The following is a 16,117-nucleotide window of genomic DNA, read 5'->3' as shown; positions in this document are numbered from 1 at the left end:
CGCAGGGACGGGCGATGCCCGTCCCTATTTTTTTGTGCGCTCGCCCCGGGCGGTGGCCAGCATGGCGGTGCAGACGCCGCGCAGCATGTCGACTTCGTCGCGGGTCAGGCCCACGCGCGAAAAAAGGTGCCGCATGCGCGGCATCAGCTTCTTGGGATGGGCCGGGTCCAGGAACTGCACGCCCACCAGCGCTTCTTCCCAGTGGGCCAGGAATGCCTGTACGGCCTCGCCGGAGGCCGGCTGGGCGCCGCGCGACGGCTCTTGCGCGGTCGAGGTCGGCAGCAGGGCGGCGCCCTGGTCCACCAGCAGGGCGTAGCGCAGTTCCCAGGCGGCCAGTTGCAGCGCCTGGGCCACGTTCAGCGAGCTGTATTCGGGGTTGGCCGGGATGTGGCAGATGCGGTGGCACAGCCCGATCTGCTCATTGGTGAGCCCGGCGCGCTCGGTGCCCAGCACGATGGCGGTGCAGCCTTCGGCCGTCTCGGCGAGGTGGGCGCAGGCCAGATCGGCCGCCTGGCGGATGTCGCAGGGCGGGGGACCCAGGTCGCGCACCCGGGCGGTCAGGGCGAAGGCCAGGGTGACCGGCGCCAGGGCTTCTTCCAGGGTGTCGTGGATACGGGCGTTTTCCAGCACGTCCAGGGCGCCGCTGGCCAGCGCCACGGCTTCCGGCTGGGTGGTCACATCGGCGAATTTCGGGCCCACCAGGACCAATTCGGAGAAGCCCATGGTCTTGATTGCACGGGCCGCCGAACCGACGTTTCCGGGGTGGCTGGGGTTCACCATAATGAACCGAACGCGTGAAAATGCTTGAGTCATTTAAAATGGCACGTTTGGCTTAGTGCCTTCCTGGTTTTTTGGGTCGATTTCCCCTATGGGGACAACGGCCGGCCCGGGGGGGCGGCTAGCGGCCTGTTCACCGCATACGTACGGAATTTTATGCACCCGATGCTCAACATCGCCATCAAGGCGGCCCGGCGTGCCGGCACCATTATCAACCGTGCCAGCATGGATTTGGAACGACTCAGCGTGGCTCGCAAGGGGCCGCGCGATTATGTCACGGAAGTCGATCGCGCCGCCGAGGAGTCCATCGTCGAGACGCTGCACGCCGCTTACCCGGATCACGCTGTCCTGGGCGAGGAATTCGGCTTGCAGGGCCCCGACCAGGCCGAATTCCAATGGATCATCGATCCCCTGGACGGCACGACCAACTTCATCCACGGCCTGCCCAACTACGCCGTGTCGATCGCGCTGACGCAGCGCGGCCAGGTCACGCAGGCGGTCATCTATGATCCGTCGCGCAACGAACTGTTCACGGCCAGCCGTGGCAGCGGCACGTTCCTGAACGACCGCCGCGTGCGCGTGTCGGGCCGCTCCCGCTACCACGAGGCCCTGCTGGGCGCGCACTGGCCCAATTCCGGCGATCCGGAACAAGGCTCGGCCCGTTTCCGCAACATGGCCGAAGGCAGTACCGGCGTGCGCCGCCTGGGCGCCACCGTGTTGGATCTGGCCTACGTGGCCTGCGGCCGCCTGGACGGCTTCTGCGGCGTCGGCCTGAAGCCCTGGGACCTGGCGGCGGGCAGCCTGATGGTGCTGGAAGCCGGCGGCCTGGTCGCCGACTTCGACGGAGAGCAGGGCTGGATGGATTCCGGCAACGTGCTGGCCGCCAGCCCCAAGATCTTCACGCAGATGCTGTCGGCCCTGAATCCGGCCCCGGCGGCCTGAGCCTGCCGCATGAACCGGCGGCCATGGCCGCCGGGCACGGCATCGATCACCGGCCCGTCGCGGCCGGTTTTTTCATGGCCTCGTCCAGGCGTCTCATCGCCCCGTAACCCGCGGCCGTAGGGCGTGCGGACGAGGCGTGTCACCGGCGTGTCACGGATTTTCCATGTACGATTACCGGTCGCATAACTTCTGGAGCTCCTGATGGAGTGGCTGCTGGACCCCGCTGCGTGGGTCGGCTTGCTTACCCTGGTCGTCCTTGAGATCGTCCTGGGAATTGATAACCTGATTTTCATCGCCATCCTGGCGGACAAGCTGCCCCCGTCGCAACGCGACCGTGCGCGCATCTTGGGCCTCAGCCTGGCGCTCGTCATGCGGCTTGGCCTCTTGTCGGTCATGTCGTATCTGGTCACCCTGACCACCCCCCTGTTTGCCGTCGGACCCTTCTCGCCATCGGGGCGGGACCTGATCCTCATGGTCGGCGGCTTCTTCCTGCTGTTCAAAGGCACGATGGAACTGCACGAACGCCTCGAAGGCGGCCAGCATGGCGGCTCATCGGGGCCGCGCGTGTACGCCAGCTTCTGGGTCATCGTGACGCAGATCGTGGTGCTCGACGCCGTGTTCTCGCTGGACTCGGTCATCACCGCGGTGGGCATGGTCGATCACCTGGCCATCATGATGATTGCCGTGGTCATCGCCATCGGCATCATGCTGCTGGCGTCCAAGCCGCTCACGCGCTTTGTCAACGCCCACCCCACGGTGGTCGTGCTGTGCCTGGGCTTCTTGCTGATGATCGGCTTTTCGCTGCTGGCCGAGGCCTTCGGCTTCAAGGTGCCCAAGGGCTACCTGTACGCCGCCATCGGCTTCTCGGTCGCCATCGAGTCGCTCAACCAGGTCGCGCGCCGCAACCTGCTCAAGCTGGACGCCCGCCGCCCCATGCGCGAACGCACTGCGTCCGCCGTGCTGCGCATGCTGGGCAAGCGTCCGCCCGCCGAAGAACCCGACCTGCCCAGCGCCGACGGCCCGGCCATGCCGGCCTTTGGCGTCGAAGAGCGCAACATGGTCAGCGGCGTGCTGACGCTGGCCGAACGTTCCATTCGTTCGATCATGACGCCGCGCACCGACGTGTCGTGGATCAACATCGACGATGATCCCGACACCATCCGGCGCCAGATCACCGAGGCGCCACACAGCTTCTTTCCGGTCTGCCGCGGTTCGCTCGACGAAGTGCTGGGCATCGCCCGCGCCAAGGACCTGGTGGCCGACCTGATCACCGAAGGCCGCGTGCGCCGCAACCGCCTGCGCGATCCGATCATCGTGCACGAGGCCATCGGCATCCTGCGCCTGATGGACACGCTCAAGCGCTCGCGTGGCCAGCTGGTGCTGGTGGCCGACGAGTTCGGCGCCATCGAAGGCCTGGTGACCCCGATCGACGTGTTCGAAGCCATCGCCGGTGAATTCCCCGACGAAGACGAACTGCCCGACATCGTCGCCGACGGCCCCAACATCTGGAAGATCGACGGCGCGGCCGACCTGCACCATGTCGAACAAGTGCTGGAAACCGAAGGCCTGGTCGACGACGCCCAGGATTTCTCCACGCTGGCCGGCTACCTGCTGTCGCGTTTCGGCCATCTGCCCAAGCCGGGCGATGTCTGCGAATACGAGATCCACCACGACCATTTCCGCTTCGAAGTCCTGGAAATGGATGGCCGCCGCATTGCCCTGGTGCGCGTTGAAAAGCGCGCGCCCGAACTGCTGGACGAAGACGCGTCGCTGACCAACGACTAGCGCCGCCAACCCCGGACCCGACCTCATCTACCTGGAACCCGCCATCGTGACCGATTCCACGCTCTACCTGATCAAGGCCTTCATCCTGGGCATCGTCGAAGGCCTGACGGAATTCATCCCCGTGTCCAGCACGGGCCACCTGATCCTGATCGGCGACTGGATCAATTTCGAATCCAGCCAGGGCAAGGTGTTTGAAGTCGTGATCCAGCTCGGTTCCATCCTGGCCGTGATGTGGATCTTCCGGGCCCGCCTGATGCAGCTGATCCGCGGCACGCTCACCGGGGTGCCCAGCGAGGTCGCCTTCGCCCGCAACCTGATCATCGCCTTCCTGCCGGCCGCCGTCATCGGCGCCATCTTCATCAAGTCGATCAAGCAGGTGTTCTACCACCCGAGCGTGGTGGTGGTGACCCTGGTGCTGGGCGGCCTGATCATGCTGTATGTCGAGCGCCGTACCCGCCACACGCCGGGCGACGTGCCCGGCGCCGCGGACGACACCGCGTCCGACGAACACGCCACCGCCCGCACGCTGGAACAGATCACCTGGAAGCAGGCGCTGGGCGTGGGCGTGGCCCAATGCCTGGCCATGATCCCCGGCACCTCGCGGTCCGGCGCCACCATCATCGGCGGCATGATCGCGGGCATTCAGCGCAAGACGGCCACCGAGTTCTCGTTCTTCCTGGCCATGCCCACGATGCTGGGCGCGGCCGTGTACGACATGTACAAGAACATGGACCTGCTCACCCAGCACGACCTGTCCGGCATCGCTGTGGGCTTCGTGGCGGCCTTCCTGAGCGCCATCGTGGTGGTGCGGGCGGTGCTGCGCTTCGTGGCCAACCACACCTACCGCGTGTTCGCCTGGTATCGCATCGTGTTCGGCGCCATCGTGGCGGCCTGGATCTTCCTCTGATGCCGCCTGGCGCGGGGCGCTGGCCCCGCGCGCAGGTAAAAAAATGGGCCGCGTCACATGACGCGGCCCATTTTCATGGAGCGTGGCGGGGGCGGGCCCCAGGCCTACGCTTCGATGTCAAGATCGTAGAACTGCAGGCCGTCCTGGTCGATGACCAGCCAGCCGCCGCGGGGCGGCGACACGTGGTCGCAGTCCCAGTCGGGCAGTACCCAGCGTTCGCGCTTCTTGCCGTCGACGTCAAGCACGTGGCGGGCGGGGCTATGGGTATGCCCATGCACCAGCACGCTGACGCCCGAGTCGCGGAAGACCTGCGCGATGGCACCGGCATTCACGTCCATGATTTCCATCGACTTGGCCTGGTTGGCGGCCTGGCTTTCGCCGCGGGCCTGCTGCGCCATGGCCAGGCGCTCGGGAATGGTCTTGGACAGGAATTCAGCCTGCCACTGGGGGTTGCGGACCATCTGGCGGAACTGCTGGTACGCGGCGTCGTCGGTACAGAATTCGTCGCCGTGCGTCAGCAGCACGTTGCCGTAGTCGGTCTGCAGCAGCGCCGGTTCGGGCAGCAGCTTGGCGCCCACGGCGGCGGCCAGTTCCTCGCCGATCAGGAAGTCGCGGTTGCCGCGGCCCAGCCAGACCGGAATGCGCGCCGCTGTGGCCTGCAGCGCCTTGAGCACCGTGGCCAGCCACGGCGGCGCGGCGCGGATCACGTCGTCGCCGATCCAGGCATCGAAGATGTCGCCCGGCAGCAGCAGGGCGGCAGCTTCTTCTTCGGCGGCCTGCAGGAAGGCCAGGAAGGCCTCCGAGGTGGCCGGCGTTGCCGGCCCCAGGTGCAGGTCGGATGCCAGCCAGATCGGGCCGGCCAGGGCAAGCTTATTCAAGAACTTCGGCCTTCTCGATGATCACGTCTTCGTTGGGGACGTTCTGGTGGAAGCCCTTGTTGCCGGTCTTCACGCCCTTGATCTTGTCGACCACGTCGGTGCCTTCGGTGATGCTGCCGAACACGGCGTAGCCCCAGCCATTGGGCGTGGGCGCGGTGAAGTTCAGGAAGTCGTTGTTGGACACGTTGATGAAGAACTGGGCGGTCGCCGAGTGCGGGTCGCTGGTGCGGGCCATCGCCAGGGTGTACTTGTCGTTCTTCAGGCCGTTGTTGGCCTCGTTTTCGATCGGGGCGTGGGTCTGCTTCTGCTTCATGCCGGGTTCGAAACCGCCGCCCTGGATCATGAAGCCGTCGATCACGCGATGGAACACCGTGCCGTTGTAGAAGCCTTCCTTGACGTAGGTCAGGAAGTTTTCGACGGTCTTGGGCGCCTTGGCGGCGTCCAGGGTGATGACCATGTCGCCTTGGTTGGTGTGAAGCTTGACGCGGGGATTGGTGCTCATGGCTTTTGTGCCTTCAGAGGGAGAGGTTGAGGGGGCGGCCGCAGGCGCGGCGCTGACGAGCGCTGGGGCAAAGGCGGCCAGCGCGAACGAGCACGCCGTCAGGCGCAGCAGGTGGAGAGGGGAATAGCGGGACATCATTTGTGTTGCCTATCCTTCAGCATGGTTTCGACTTCGCGAGCCTTGTCCTGCATGCCCGGCACGCCTTCCTTGGCGGCCTGCTTGTAGGTGCGCAACGCCTGCAGCAATTGCAGGTCGCCCAGGTTGGCGCGCGCGGCGGCGTAGCCCGGGTCGGCGCGCAAGGCCTGTTGCAGGGCGTCTTGTGCTTTTTCAAGTTCGCCCCGGCTGGCATATAGAGCGGCCAGGTTGTTCCAAGGTTCCGGCAGTTCCGGGAAACGGGTCGTCATCTCGGTGTAGATGTCGATGGCTTCGGCCTTGCGGTCCAGGGCGGCCAGCGCGCGCGCGTGCTGGAACATCAACTGCACGTCGGTGCCGCGCTGGTCCTTGATCTGGGCCTCGCGCTTTTCGATCATCTCGAGCGCCTCGGCGTTGTCGCCGTGGTTCAGCAGGCGTTCGATGTGGTTGGTGATCTGCGAGGCACTGGGCTGCAGCCGGGTGTCCACGCTGGGCTGCACGGACTTGAGCACATTGGCCAGGCCTTCCCAGCCGCCTTCAGGCGGAATGGGGTCCAGCGTGGTGCGGTTGGCGTTCGGGTTTTGCCCCGAGCCGCCCATGGATTGGGCAAAGGCGCCGGCAGCCGGCGCGCCGGCCAGGGCCAGTGCGAGCAGGGTGACGCAAAAACGCGGCTTGATAGTCACGTGGGCATCCGTTAAAAGTCGTGGCTGGCGCGCGCTTACGCGCGCGACCGGGCCGCTTGCTATACTTGACGACCGCCATTTTAGCCTCGGTTCAGTTTTTGGCTCGACATTGAGGCAAAACGCTGGCCGACATGTGTGTCGGGACAGGCCGACAAGTGTGTCGGGACAGGCCGACAAGTGTGTCGGGACAGGCCGACAAGTGTGCTGGGGAGGCCTAAACCCCGCGGGCGGCAATCCTGGCAACGTCGGCAACCCACCGGCGGCAAGCCCTGAAGGTATCGTCCTTCGGGCACAACGTTTTCCGCAGCCGCCCCGGAAAAAATTTGGACAACCTCAAAAGCGCCATGCTGCAAATCTACAACACGTTATCGCGTACCAAAGAACCGTTCAAGCCGGCCCAGGCTGGTCAGGTGCGCATGTACGTGTGTGGCATGACCGTGTACGACTTCTGCCACCTGGGCCATGCCCGCATGCTGGTGTCGTTCGACGTGGTGCAGCGCTGGCTGCGCGCCAGCGGCCTGGCCGTCGACTACGTGCGCAACATCACGGATATCGACGACAAGATCATCCGCCGCGCCGTCGAAACCGGCCGCCGCATCGGTGAAGTCACCGAGTTCTACATCGCCGCCATGCACGCCGACGAGCGCGCGCTGGGTGTGGACACGCCCGACCGCGAGCCGCGCGCCACCCAATACGTGGGCGAGATGCTTGACATCATCGGCAAGCTCGAACGGAAGGGCCTGGCCTACCAGGCCGACGACGGCGACGTGAACTACGCCGTGCGCGGTTTCGAAGGCTACGGCAAGCTGTCCGGCAAGACGCTGGACGACCTGCGCGCCGGCGAACGCGTGGCAGTGGGTTCGTCCAAGCGCGACCCGCTTGATTTCGTGCTGTGGAAATCGGCCAAGGCCGAAGAACCCGCCGACACCAAGTGGGAATCGCCCTATGGCATGGGCCGTCCGGGCTGGCACATCGAATGCTCGGCCATGAGCAAATCGCTGCTGGGCCTGCCCCTGGACATCCACGGCGGCGGCCCCGACCTGAAATTCCCGCACCACGAAAACGAGATCGCCCAGACCGAAGGCGCTTTCGGCGGCGTGCTGGCCAACATCTGGATGCATTGCGGCCCGCTGATGGTCGATTCGGACAAGATGTCCAAGTCGCTGGGCAATTTCCGCACCATCCGCCAGACCATCGCCCAGGGCGACCCCGCGGCCGACGAGGCCGATTACCGGGTCAACCCGCGCGAAGCCGAAATGGTGCGTTTCTTCATCGTGCGCAACCACTACCGCAGCCCGCAGAACTACACGCCGGACAACCTGGTCGACGCCCAGAACGCGCTGGACCGGCTGTACCAGGCGCTGCAGAACGTGCCGGCCGACGACCAGGGCATCGACTGGAACGACCCCCAGGCGCAAGCCTTCAAGGCCGCCATGGACGACGACTTCAACAGTTCCGGCGCGGTCGCGGCCCTGTTCGAACTGGCGTCCGAAGCCAACCGCAGCAAGAGCGCGCGCAGCGCCGGCCAGCTGAAGGCGCTGGCCTCGCTGCTGGGCCTGCTGCAACAGGACCCGGCCGCCTACTTCCAGTCGTCCACCCGCTATTCGGCGGCCGCGATGGAACAAGGCGTACGCAGCGAACTGGACGCCGACGCCATCCAGACCCTGATCGACGCCCGCGCGGCCGCCAAGGCGGCCCGCAACTTCGCAGAGGCGGATCGCATCCGTGCCGAGCTGCGCGATGCCGGCATCGAACTCGATGACAAACCGGGCGGCCTGACGCAATGGCGTCGGGCGTGAACCCCCAGGAAACGCCCCACATGTCCATCGTAGATACCGACATTCCCAAGCCTGAGTATTGGGAGGCCGCCGTCGCCCACCTGATGCGGCGCGACCGCATCCTGAAAAAGATCATCCCCCAGCACCCCGAGGTCTGGCTGACCTCGCGCGGCACGCCTTTCGTGACGCTGGCGCGGGCGATCATCGGCCAGCAGGTCTCGGCCAAGGCGGCCGACGCCGTCTGGGACAAGTTCCTGGAAGCCGCCGGCAAGCGGCCCACCCCCGTGGCGGTGCTGCGCGTGGGCCTGGAAGGCCTGCGCAATGCCGGCCTGTCGCAGCGCAAGGCCGAATACGTGCTGGACCTGGCCGTGCATTTCGGCGAACGCCGGGTCCACCCTGAAAAATGGGCGGCCATGGACGACGAAGCCGTTATTTCTGAATTGACCGCCATCCGGGGCATCGGACGCTGGACGGCGGAGATGTTTTTGATTTTCAATCTGCAGCGGCCTGATGTTCTGCCGCTGGATGATCCTGGGTTGCTCAAGGCAATCTCGCTACACTATTTCAGCGGCGAGCCTGTCTCGCGCTTCGAGGCTCGCGAAGTCTCGTTGGCGTGGCAACCCTGGCGTACCGTGGCTACCTGGTATCTGTGGCGCAGTCTGGAACCGACGCCGGTCCAATACTGACGCAAACCAGGTCGCCCATCTACGGAACCACACTACATGCGCAATACATTTCTGGAATTTGAACAGCCGCTCGCCGAGCTTGAAAACAAGATCGAGCAGCTGCGCTACGTGCAGGCCGATTCGGCGGTAGACATCTCCGACGAGATCGGGCGTCTGCAGCAGAAGAGCCAGTCACTGGCCAAGGAAATCTACGCCAAGCTCACGCCTTGGCAGACGGCGCTCGTCGCCCGCCACCCCCAGCGTCCCTACACGCTGGACTACGTGCGCGAAATCTTCACCGACTTCCACGAACTGCACGGCGACCGCATGTACGCCGACGACCAGTCCATCGTGGGCGGCCTGGCGCGCTTTAACGGCACGCCCTGCATGGTGATCGGCCACCAGAAAGGCCGCGACACCAAGGAACGCGCCGCCCGCAACTTCGGCATGCCGCGTCCGGAAGGCTATCGCAAGGCCCTGCGCCTGATGCGCCTGGCCGAAAAATTCGGCATCCCCGTGTTCACCTTCGTGGATACCCCCGGCGCCTATCCCGGCATCGGCGCCGAAGAACGCGGCCAGTCCGAAGCCATCGGCCACAACCTGTACGCCATGGCCGAACTGAAGGTCCCCGTGATCGTCACGATCATCGGCGAAGGCGGCTCGGGCGGCGCCCTGGCCATTGCCGTGGGCAACGCCGTGCTGATGCTGCAGTACGCCACCTACGCCGTGATTTCGCCCGAAGGCTGCGCGTCCATCCTGTGGCGCAGCGCCGACAAGGCCCCCGAGGCCGCCGAAGCGCTGGCCATCATCGCCCCGCGCCTGAAAGACCTGGGCCTGGTCGACCGCGTCATCAACGAACCGGTGGGCGGCGCCCACCGCGACCCGCGCGTCATGGCGCGCCTGTTGCGCCGCGCGCTGGGCGATGCCCTGCGCCAACTGCAGGGCCTGACGCCCGAGCAACTCGTGGAACAGCGCGTCCAGCGCGTGCTGTCCTACGGCGCCTTCCAGGAAGTGCGCGCTTAAGGGCGCCCCGCGCGCCGGCTCGTGCCGGCGCCGCGGCCAGGCTCTCTTCGCGCCGTCCGCCATGACCTGCCCCCCCGCCGCATCCGATCCGTCTGACGCGGCCAGCGCGGGGCAGTCGTTTCCCTATCCCGTATCGCCTGACCTGGCCGCCGCCTTGCGGCGCACCTTGCAGTCCCTGCCGCAACCGCCGGGGCGTATCGCCGTAGCCGTCAGCGGCGGCGCCGATTCGGCCATGCTGGCCGTGCATGCGGCGGCCGTGGCGCGCGCCGCGGGCGTCGAGGTGCTGCTGTTCCATGTGCACCACGGCCTGCAGGCGGCCGCCGATGGCTGGAGCCAGCAGGTGCGGGGGTTGGCCGATCTGCTGGGCGCGCCGCTGCGGCTGGCGCGGGTCCAGGTGGACGAGGCCACCGGCAAGGGCCTCGAGGCCGCTGCGCGCGACGCCCGCTACGCAGCCCTGGCCCGTCTGGCCCAGGACGACGGCGTGACGCTGGTGCTGCTGGCCCATCACCGCAACGACCAGGCCGAAACCGTGCTGCTGCGCCTGTTGCGCGGCACGGGCCTGGCCGGCATGGCGGCCATGGCGCCGCTGACCCGCCGCGATGGCCTGACCTACCTGCGCCCCTGGCTGGACGAGGGCAGGGACGCCATCCTGCAAGCCGCCGCGCAATTTGCCGACGCCACCGGTTGGCGGCCTGTACAGGACCCCACCAACGCCGATCCCCGCTACACCCGCGCCGCCTTGCGCGAACTGCTGGCGCCCGCGCTGGATGGCCGCTGGCCCGGCTGGCGCGCCATCGTCGCCCGCCACGCCCGCCACATGGCCGAAGCCGCCGAGATCCTGGACGAAGTCGCCCGCGACGACCTGGCCGGCCTGGAACCCGGGCCGGACGGCGCCAGCTTTTCGCTGGCCGCCTGGCGCAAACTGTCGCCCGCGCGCCAGGCCCAGGCGCTGCGCTACTGGCTGGCGCAGAACGGCGCCCGCATGCCCACCGATGCACGCCTGCGCGATCTATTGCGCCAACTGCGTGAACTGCACAGCCTGGGACACGACCGCCAGTTGCGGGTGGAGCAGGCCGGGCACGTGATCCGCTGCCACCGGGGGCGGGTGTGGCTGGAAGCGCGGCCGGACGATGGCCAACTGTCGGCGGAACCGCGTCCGATCCCGGCCCCAGCGCCGGAAAATTCAGCGAAAGACGACAAATTCCGCGAAAAATGACCGTGGAATGGAAAGAAAATTCCACGTGCTGCGCAAATTTTTACCGCCGCGATAGAATATGAGGTTTTGCCCGTCAACACTTGCGGCGGGTTCCCAGCCAGAGTACGAGATGTCCCTGATCGTTCATAAATATGGCGGTACTTCGATGGGCTCGGTAGAGCGCATCCGGAACGTGGCGCGACGCGTCGCAAAGTGGCACGCTGCCGGCCACCAGGTTGTCGTGGTGCCGTCGGCCATGGCAGGCGAAACCAATCGCCTGCTCGGCCTGGCCCGCGAAATTACGCCCCAGCCCGACGCGCGCGAGCTCGACATGATCGCCGCCACCGGCGAACAAGCCAGCAGCGGCCTGTTGGCCATCGCGCTGCAAGCCGAAGGCGTGGCCGCCCGCAGCTACGCGGGCTGGCAAGTGCCGGTGCGCACCGATTCGTCGTTCACCAAAGCGCGCATCACGTCCATCGACGACGCCCGCATCCGCGCCGACCTCGACGCCGGCCGCGTGGTCATCGTCACGGGCTTCCAGGGCGTGGACCCGGAAGGCCACATCACGACGCTGGGCCGTGGCGGCTCCGACACCTCGGCCGTGGCCGTGGCGGCGGCGCTCAAGGCCGACGAATGCCTGATCTACACCGATGTGGATGGCGTCTACACGACCGATCCGCGGGTGGTGCCCGAAGCGCGCCGCATGGCCGTCGTTTCCTTCGAGGAAATGCTGGAAATGGCGTCGCTGGGCTCCAAGGTCCTGCAGATCCGCTCGGTGGAATTCGCCGGCAAATACCGTGTGCCGACGCGGGTCCTGTCGTCCTTGACCGACCCGCTCATCCCGCTCGACCAGGAAATGGTTTCGGGCACGCTGATTACTTTTGAGGAAGACGAAAAAATGGAAGCCGCCGTTGTCTCCGGCATCGCCTTCAGCCGCGACGAAGCCAAAATCACCCTGCTGGGCGTTCCCGACAAGCCCGGCATCGCTTTCTCGATCCTGGGCCCGGTTGCCGCCGCCAATATCGATGTCGACATGATCGTGCAGAACCAGTCCGTGGCCGGCACGACCGATTTCTCGTTCACCGTGAACCGCAACGAGTTCGCCCGCGCCGTCGACTTGCTCAAGCGCGAAGTCATCCCCGCCGTGGGCGCTCGCGAGCTGTCCACCGACGAGAAGGTCGCCAAGGTCTCGATCGTCGGCATCGGCATGCGCTCGCACGTCGGCGTGGCCAGCCTGATGTTCCAGACGCTTTCGCAAGAAGGCATCAACATCCAGATGATCAGCACCAGCGAAATCAAGACCTCGGTCATCATCGACGACAAGTACATGGAATTGGGCGTGCGCGCACTGCACAAGGCCTTCGGCCTGGACCAGGCGCCCGCCACCAAGGCCTGAGGATCGCAGTTCCGGCACGATTTTTTTCACGGGCAGGCCCCGCCAGGGAAAAACCGTTAAAAAGTCGTGCTAGAATCTCGTTCTCTTCGGAGATGTGCCCGAGAGGCTGAAGGGGCTCCCCTGCTAAGGGAGTATGTGGCTAAAAACTGCATCGTGGGTTCGAATCCCACCATCTCCGCCAGATTCTCAGCCTGGCTTTGCCAAGCTGAATAAAAGCCCGCAGAACTTTCGTTCTGCGGGCTTTTTCGTTTGGCGCTGCCGTCAGCTGACTACTTGATCTTGCTGCAACGAAACGCCTCGATGCCTTTCTCGACGTAGTGCGGTTCACGCGCGCAGGCGGCGCGCATGGCCTGGTTGGCCAGGGTCATCAGGTTGGCGGCGTTGGTCATGGCTTCCAGGCCGTCCTGGCTGGGGCCGATCTTGTCGTAGCGTGCCTTGTACTTCTCGGCTTGTTCGCCGTAGGCAAAGGCACGCATCACGTCGGCATACGCGATGGCGCGCGAGATGTCGCCGGCGGTGGGTTTCTTTTCGGCGGCGAAGGCGGGGCTGGCCAGCAAGGCCAGGGCGAGCAAGGGAGCGAAGGTGGCTTTCATGGTCGTCATCGGGAATGGGTTCGCGGGTTGTCCGAGGTGGGGCGGGCTGGCGGCCGCAGGGGCGGCGCGCGGCGCGTTGCCATCACCACATCTTGCATGTCGTGCCGTGGTTGACGAGGTCGCCGCCGACGACGATGCCTTGCTCGTTGACGTGGAGCATGGTGTAGCAGTTGGCCACGCCCGTGCGCCGTTGATAGATGGTGCCGGTGTTGTTGCCGAAGCCGTAGCTGACGCCGCCGGGCGGAGGCACGTAGAAGGTGCCGACGGCTTCATCCCACGAGACTTCGCCGGAGGTCTGCCACTGGTAGACCAGTTGGCCGACCGGCAGGTCGTCGCTGGCGTAGACGCGATCGGGGACGCCCCATTCGGCCACGATGTCGTTCACGGGTTTGCCCTTGTGGCGCATCATCGCCACGTCCCAGGTGGTGCAGCCGCTCAGCACGGCGCCGATCAGGCCGGCCAGCAGGGCCTTGAAAAAGCTGAATCGCACGTTTGTTTTCCTTGTTCAGTTGCCAGACAGGTTCCCTACGCGCCGCATCATGCCAGCAGCTTGTGAACCTGGCGAGAGGGGGTGTGGCGTGGATTCAACAGCCTGTTCGAACCCCTTTTTTGTCGGCAAATCGGCTTTGCCGGGGTTCCCATCGGGCAAGGTTCGGGAAAAGCGAGGGCGCTTCATAGGGCGCTGCCTGGCGACGTGCTTGCGGCACGTCGTGCGTGGCGGACAAGGACGTCGCCGCGCCGCGTCGAATCGTTTACTTCTTTTACATTCGTGGGCGGACGGGGCGGGCTTGCCCCGGTGCCCTTAGCGGTGCGCGTGCAGCGTTGCCAGGATCTGGCGGGCCAGTTCGTCGACGCCTTCGTCGCGCTCTGCCTGGCTGGGCTGCGCCGCCAGGCGCGTCAACTGCGGTTCCACCGCCACGGCGAGGGGGGCGGATGCGCTGACCAGATAGGCCAGGACGTTGTAGGTCCAGATGGGGTCATCGGACGCGAGGATCGTACGCACGTGGTCGGCCAGCGGCGCGCCGATGCCGGCCAGAAAGGGCGCCAGCACGCGGGCGACGGGCCAGTTGATGTCCTGCATCCAGACGAGCAGGGCGGGCAATTGCGCGCGCACGGCGGGATAGCCCGACGCCACGATGACCTCTGCGCCGAGCAGGTCGTGTTTGTCGGTGGGTACCGCGTTGGCGGGATTGCGGGAGGAGTCTGCGTCGGCAGGCAAGAGGGGCTCCTTGAGTGCCCGGGCCCGGCGCGTTGGCGACGGCATGGGCGGGCCGGGATCGGATCAGTCGGTCAAGGCGTCAGCGGTTCAACGCTTGCGCATACTTGGCACAGGCGTCGATCGTGCCATCGTACGAGATGTTGCGGATGCGTTGCTGCTCGTCGACTTCGGCGTCGATCTTGCAGGTGGCGCTGGTCTGCACGGTGGTGCCGCCGATGGTGGAGCCGGAGTAGCGCGCGTCGCCGGACTTGGCGGGGACTTTGCCGGTGGTGTAGCTGGTCGTCGGCTGATACCGCGACACGAGTTCGGTGTTCGTCCAGGTATAGACGTGACGGCCAGCAATGGTGCGCTCGCTGCTGGGCACGCCCAGGCTGTCCATCGCCAGGGAGACCGGTTGGCCTCGCAGGCGGGCGAAGCCGCTGTTCAACTGATCGGTGACGCAGGCCGTAAGCGGTAGCAGCGCCAACAGCGCAAGAGTTGCCTTCACGGTGGGGATTCTCCAGTGTGTGTCCAGGGGGATAGCGTGTGCACCCTGCGATGCACGGTGCGCATGATATACCAAATTGGTAGATTGCAGACCAAAGTGGTTTGTTTGAGATTTTGCCTGGTACTGGAGGTTGGACTACGCGCGGCGTGGGTCCTGCATGGCTTGCGATGGGGCTTGAGTGGGGGCTTACCGATGCGAGACTATGCGTGCACTTGATTGATCGCTTCAATGATGGTGCTGGCCTTTTCAAGAGCAGCCAAGCCAGCCGTGGCCAAGAAATCCTGCTCTGGCTTGTAGTCCGCGTTGACACGCAGGGCGTAAACCGCCATCAAGAGATTTCCTAAAGCGCGGCTTTCGGCTTTTGCTTTTGCATCGGCGACAGTGGGATAGCGCAATTGGGTATGCAGCACTTCGTGCATGCCCCCCTTCGCATACGCGACACTGCCCGGCGAGGCCAGACGATCGTGGTAGGCCTTTGCTGCGTGATAGGCGGCATAGTACGCGCGGCTCGCCGTGGCGCGATGTAGCGCTTCCGTATTGCCCTTGATACCGATAGACGTAGCCGCTGCGAGCAGTTGCCGGGGTGAGCAACTCATGCTTCGGACCTGCTGAACAGCACCGCGAAACGAGGATGGGGATCGATGCCTTGCCGATGCATTTGGGCAGCGAGTTCGACGTTCGTCGCGAAAGCGGTTGCGGCATCGACGGGAACGCGCGCTTCGAGTGCCATGCCGATGAAAATGTCGGGCACATCGGTGGCGTGATAGCTGAGGGTGGGCCGGGGAAGGCCGCGTGCCCGGCGGATGCCGTCCATCAGATTGAGTTGCTCGCGAACGAGTGCATCCGGGACCCCAATTTTGCGGGCTGCTTGGAAAGCAGACCTACGCGCCTGGGCACCGGTGTTTTCTGCCGCGACTTCGTGAGTGGCGGGCAGGTACGCCGAAAGGCGGGTAGGGAGTGCGCTTGGCGTGACCCGTTGGGGCGTGGTGTCGAGCGTGTGAATCGTACGAAGCGGGGGACGGAGCAAGATGCGGGCCTGTTCGGGAGTCGGTGCGAAAAGTGTATCGTCGCGATCGACTCTTGGTGCGTCAGGTTGCCACAAGTAGGACGATGAAACCTTGCGGGTTCACGCAGTCCTTTCGGTAGCAAGCCTGG

The 16,117-nt window shown here is 65.6% G+C and carries 18 protein-coding genes and 1 tRNA gene; 9 read left to right on the top strand and 10 right to left on the bottom strand.

Translation table 11 applies throughout. The annotated features are described in order from the left end of the window. Window positions 1-24 precede the first annotated feature (24 nt). On the bottom strand, window positions 25-813 hold the full coding sequence (locus tag U858_RS0115165; RefSeq protein ID WP_025137999.1) for an RNA methyltransferase: 789 nt from the start codon (window positions 811-813) through the stop codon (window positions 25-27). A gap of 120 nt (window positions 814-933) precedes the next feature. Between U858_RS0115165 and U858_RS0115160 the strand changes: the two genes are divergently transcribed. The 3 genes from U858_RS0115160 to U858_RS0115145 all read left to right on the top strand — a co-directional run bounded on the left by U858_RS0115160 (window position 934) and on the right by U858_RS0115145 (window position 4,411). Then, window positions 934-1,719 carry an inositol monophosphatase family protein gene (locus U858_RS0115160; RefSeq protein ID WP_025137998.1) on the top strand — a complete coding sequence of 262 codons (786 nt, stop codon included), beginning with the start codon at window positions 934-936 and terminating at the stop codon, window positions 1,717-1,719. A gap of 201 nt (window positions 1,720-1,920) precedes the next feature. Further along, on the top strand, window positions 1,921-3,504 hold the full coding sequence (locus U858_RS0115150; RefSeq protein WP_025137997.1) for a TerC family protein: 1,584 nt from the start codon (window positions 1,921-1,923) through the stop codon (window positions 3,502-3,504). A 46-nt stretch (window positions 3,505-3,550) separates the two neighbouring features. Continuing rightward, complete coding sequence (locus U858_RS0115145) at window positions 3,551-4,411, top strand: undecaprenyl-diphosphate phosphatase (RefSeq protein WP_025137996.1); 861 nt, start codon at window positions 3,551-3,553, stop codon at window positions 4,409-4,411. 104 nt (window positions 4,412-4,515) lie between these two features. On the opposite strand, the gene U858_RS0115140 is transcribed toward U858_RS0115145, so the two are convergent. The 3 genes from U858_RS0115140 to U858_RS0115130 form a co-directional block, all read right to left on the bottom strand. Beyond that, window positions 4,516-5,289, bottom strand: a complete 774-nt coding sequence (locus U858_RS0115140; RefSeq protein WP_025137995.1) for a UDP-2,3-diacylglucosamine diphosphatase — start codon at window positions 5,287-5,289, stop codon at window positions 4,516-4,518. Beyond that, the gene (locus tag U858_RS0115135) at window positions 5,282-5,791 is read right to left on the bottom strand and encodes a peptidylprolyl isomerase (protein WP_025137994.1); all 510 of its coding nucleotides are present in this window, start codon (window positions 5,789-5,791) and stop codon (window positions 5,282-5,284) included. Before U858_RS0115135 ends, U858_RS0115140 begins: the two co-directional genes overlap by 8 nt. A gap of 134 nt (window positions 5,792-5,925) precedes the next feature. Continuing rightward, on the bottom strand, window positions 5,926-6,606 hold the full coding sequence (locus U858_RS0115130; protein ID WP_025137993.1) for a tetratricopeptide repeat protein: 681 nt from the start codon (window positions 6,604-6,606) through the stop codon (window positions 5,926-5,928). A gap of 344 nt (window positions 6,607-6,950) precedes the next feature. Here U858_RS0115130 and cysS point away from each other — a divergent pair, with 344 nt between their 5' ends. From cysS to U858_RS0115100, 6 genes are all read left to right on the top strand, one after another. Then, on the top strand, window positions 6,951-8,405 hold the full coding sequence (gene cysS / locus U858_RS0115125; RefSeq protein WP_025137992.1) for a cysteine--tRNA ligase: 1,455 nt from the start codon (window positions 6,951-6,953) through the stop codon (window positions 8,403-8,405). Window positions 8,406-8,425: 20 nt separating this feature from the next. Then, entirely contained in the window at window positions 8,426-9,070 is a 645-nt protein-coding gene (locus U858_RS0115120; protein ID WP_025137991.1) for a DNA-3-methyladenine glycosylase, read from the top strand. A 36-nt stretch (window positions 9,071-9,106) separates the two neighbouring features. Continuing rightward, on the top strand, window positions 9,107-10,072 hold the full coding sequence (locus U858_RS0115115; protein ID WP_025137990.1) for an acetyl-CoA carboxylase carboxyltransferase subunit alpha: 966 nt from the start codon (window positions 9,107-9,109) through the stop codon (window positions 10,070-10,072). Window positions 10,073-10,214: 142 nt separating this feature from the next. Beyond that, window positions 10,215-11,288 (top strand): tRNA lysidine(34) synthetase TilS, encoded by a 1,074-nt coding sequence (gene tilS, locus U858_RS0115110; protein ID WP_025137989.1) that lies wholly within the window; start codon window positions 10,215-10,217, stop codon window positions 11,286-11,288. A gap of 109 nt (window positions 11,289-11,397) precedes the next feature. Further along, window positions 11,398-12,663: an aspartate kinase gene (locus U858_RS0115105; protein WP_025137988.1), complete on the top strand. Its 1,266-nt coding sequence runs from the start codon at window positions 11,398-11,400 to the stop codon at window positions 12,661-12,663. Between the two features lie 88 nt (window positions 12,664-12,751). Next, window positions 12,752-12,844: transfer RNA gene (locus U858_RS0115100), tRNA-Ser, on the top strand. A gap of 88 nt (window positions 12,845-12,932) precedes the next feature. On the opposite strand, the gene U858_RS0115095 is transcribed toward U858_RS0115100, so the two are convergent. From U858_RS0115095 to U858_RS0115070, 6 genes are all read right to left on the bottom strand, one after another. After that, window positions 12,933-13,256 (bottom strand): hypothetical protein, encoded by a 324-nt coding sequence (locus U858_RS0115095; protein WP_232786541.1) that lies wholly within the window; start codon window positions 13,254-13,256, stop codon window positions 12,933-12,935. Between the two features lie 82 nt (window positions 13,257-13,338). Next, window positions 13,339-13,746, bottom strand: a complete 408-nt coding sequence (locus U858_RS0115090; protein WP_025137986.1) for a hypothetical protein — start codon at window positions 13,744-13,746, stop codon at window positions 13,339-13,341. A gap of 312 nt (window positions 13,747-14,058) precedes the next feature. Continuing rightward, window positions 14,059-14,475, bottom strand: coding sequence for a DUF5071 domain-containing protein (locus U858_RS0115085; protein WP_025137985.1), 417 nt, complete (start codon window positions 14,473-14,475; stop codon window positions 14,059-14,061). 79 nt (window positions 14,476-14,554) lie between these two features. Next, window positions 14,555-14,962 (bottom strand): hypothetical protein, encoded by a 408-nt coding sequence (locus U858_RS0115080; protein WP_157838806.1) that lies wholly within the window; start codon window positions 14,960-14,962, stop codon window positions 14,555-14,557. 200 nt (window positions 14,963-15,162) lie between these two features. Beyond that, entirely contained in the window at window positions 15,163-15,558 is a 396-nt protein-coding gene (locus U858_RS35650) for a hypothetical protein (protein WP_157838805.1), read from the bottom strand. Then, window positions 15,555-15,776, bottom strand: a complete 222-nt coding sequence (locus U858_RS0115070) for a hypothetical protein (protein WP_025137983.1) — start codon at window positions 15,774-15,776, stop codon at window positions 15,555-15,557. Before U858_RS0115070 ends, U858_RS35650 begins: the two co-directional genes overlap by 4 nt. Between the last annotated feature and the right edge of the window lie 341 nt (window positions 15,777-16,117).

Origin of the sequence: Achromobacter sp. DH1f (assembly GCF_000633435.1) — a bacterium.
Taxonomy (GTDB): Bacteria; Pseudomonadota; Gammaproteobacteria; order Burkholderiales; family Burkholderiaceae_B; genus Achromobacter; species Achromobacter deleyi.
This window is presented reverse-complemented; position numbering and strand designations above follow the sequence as displayed.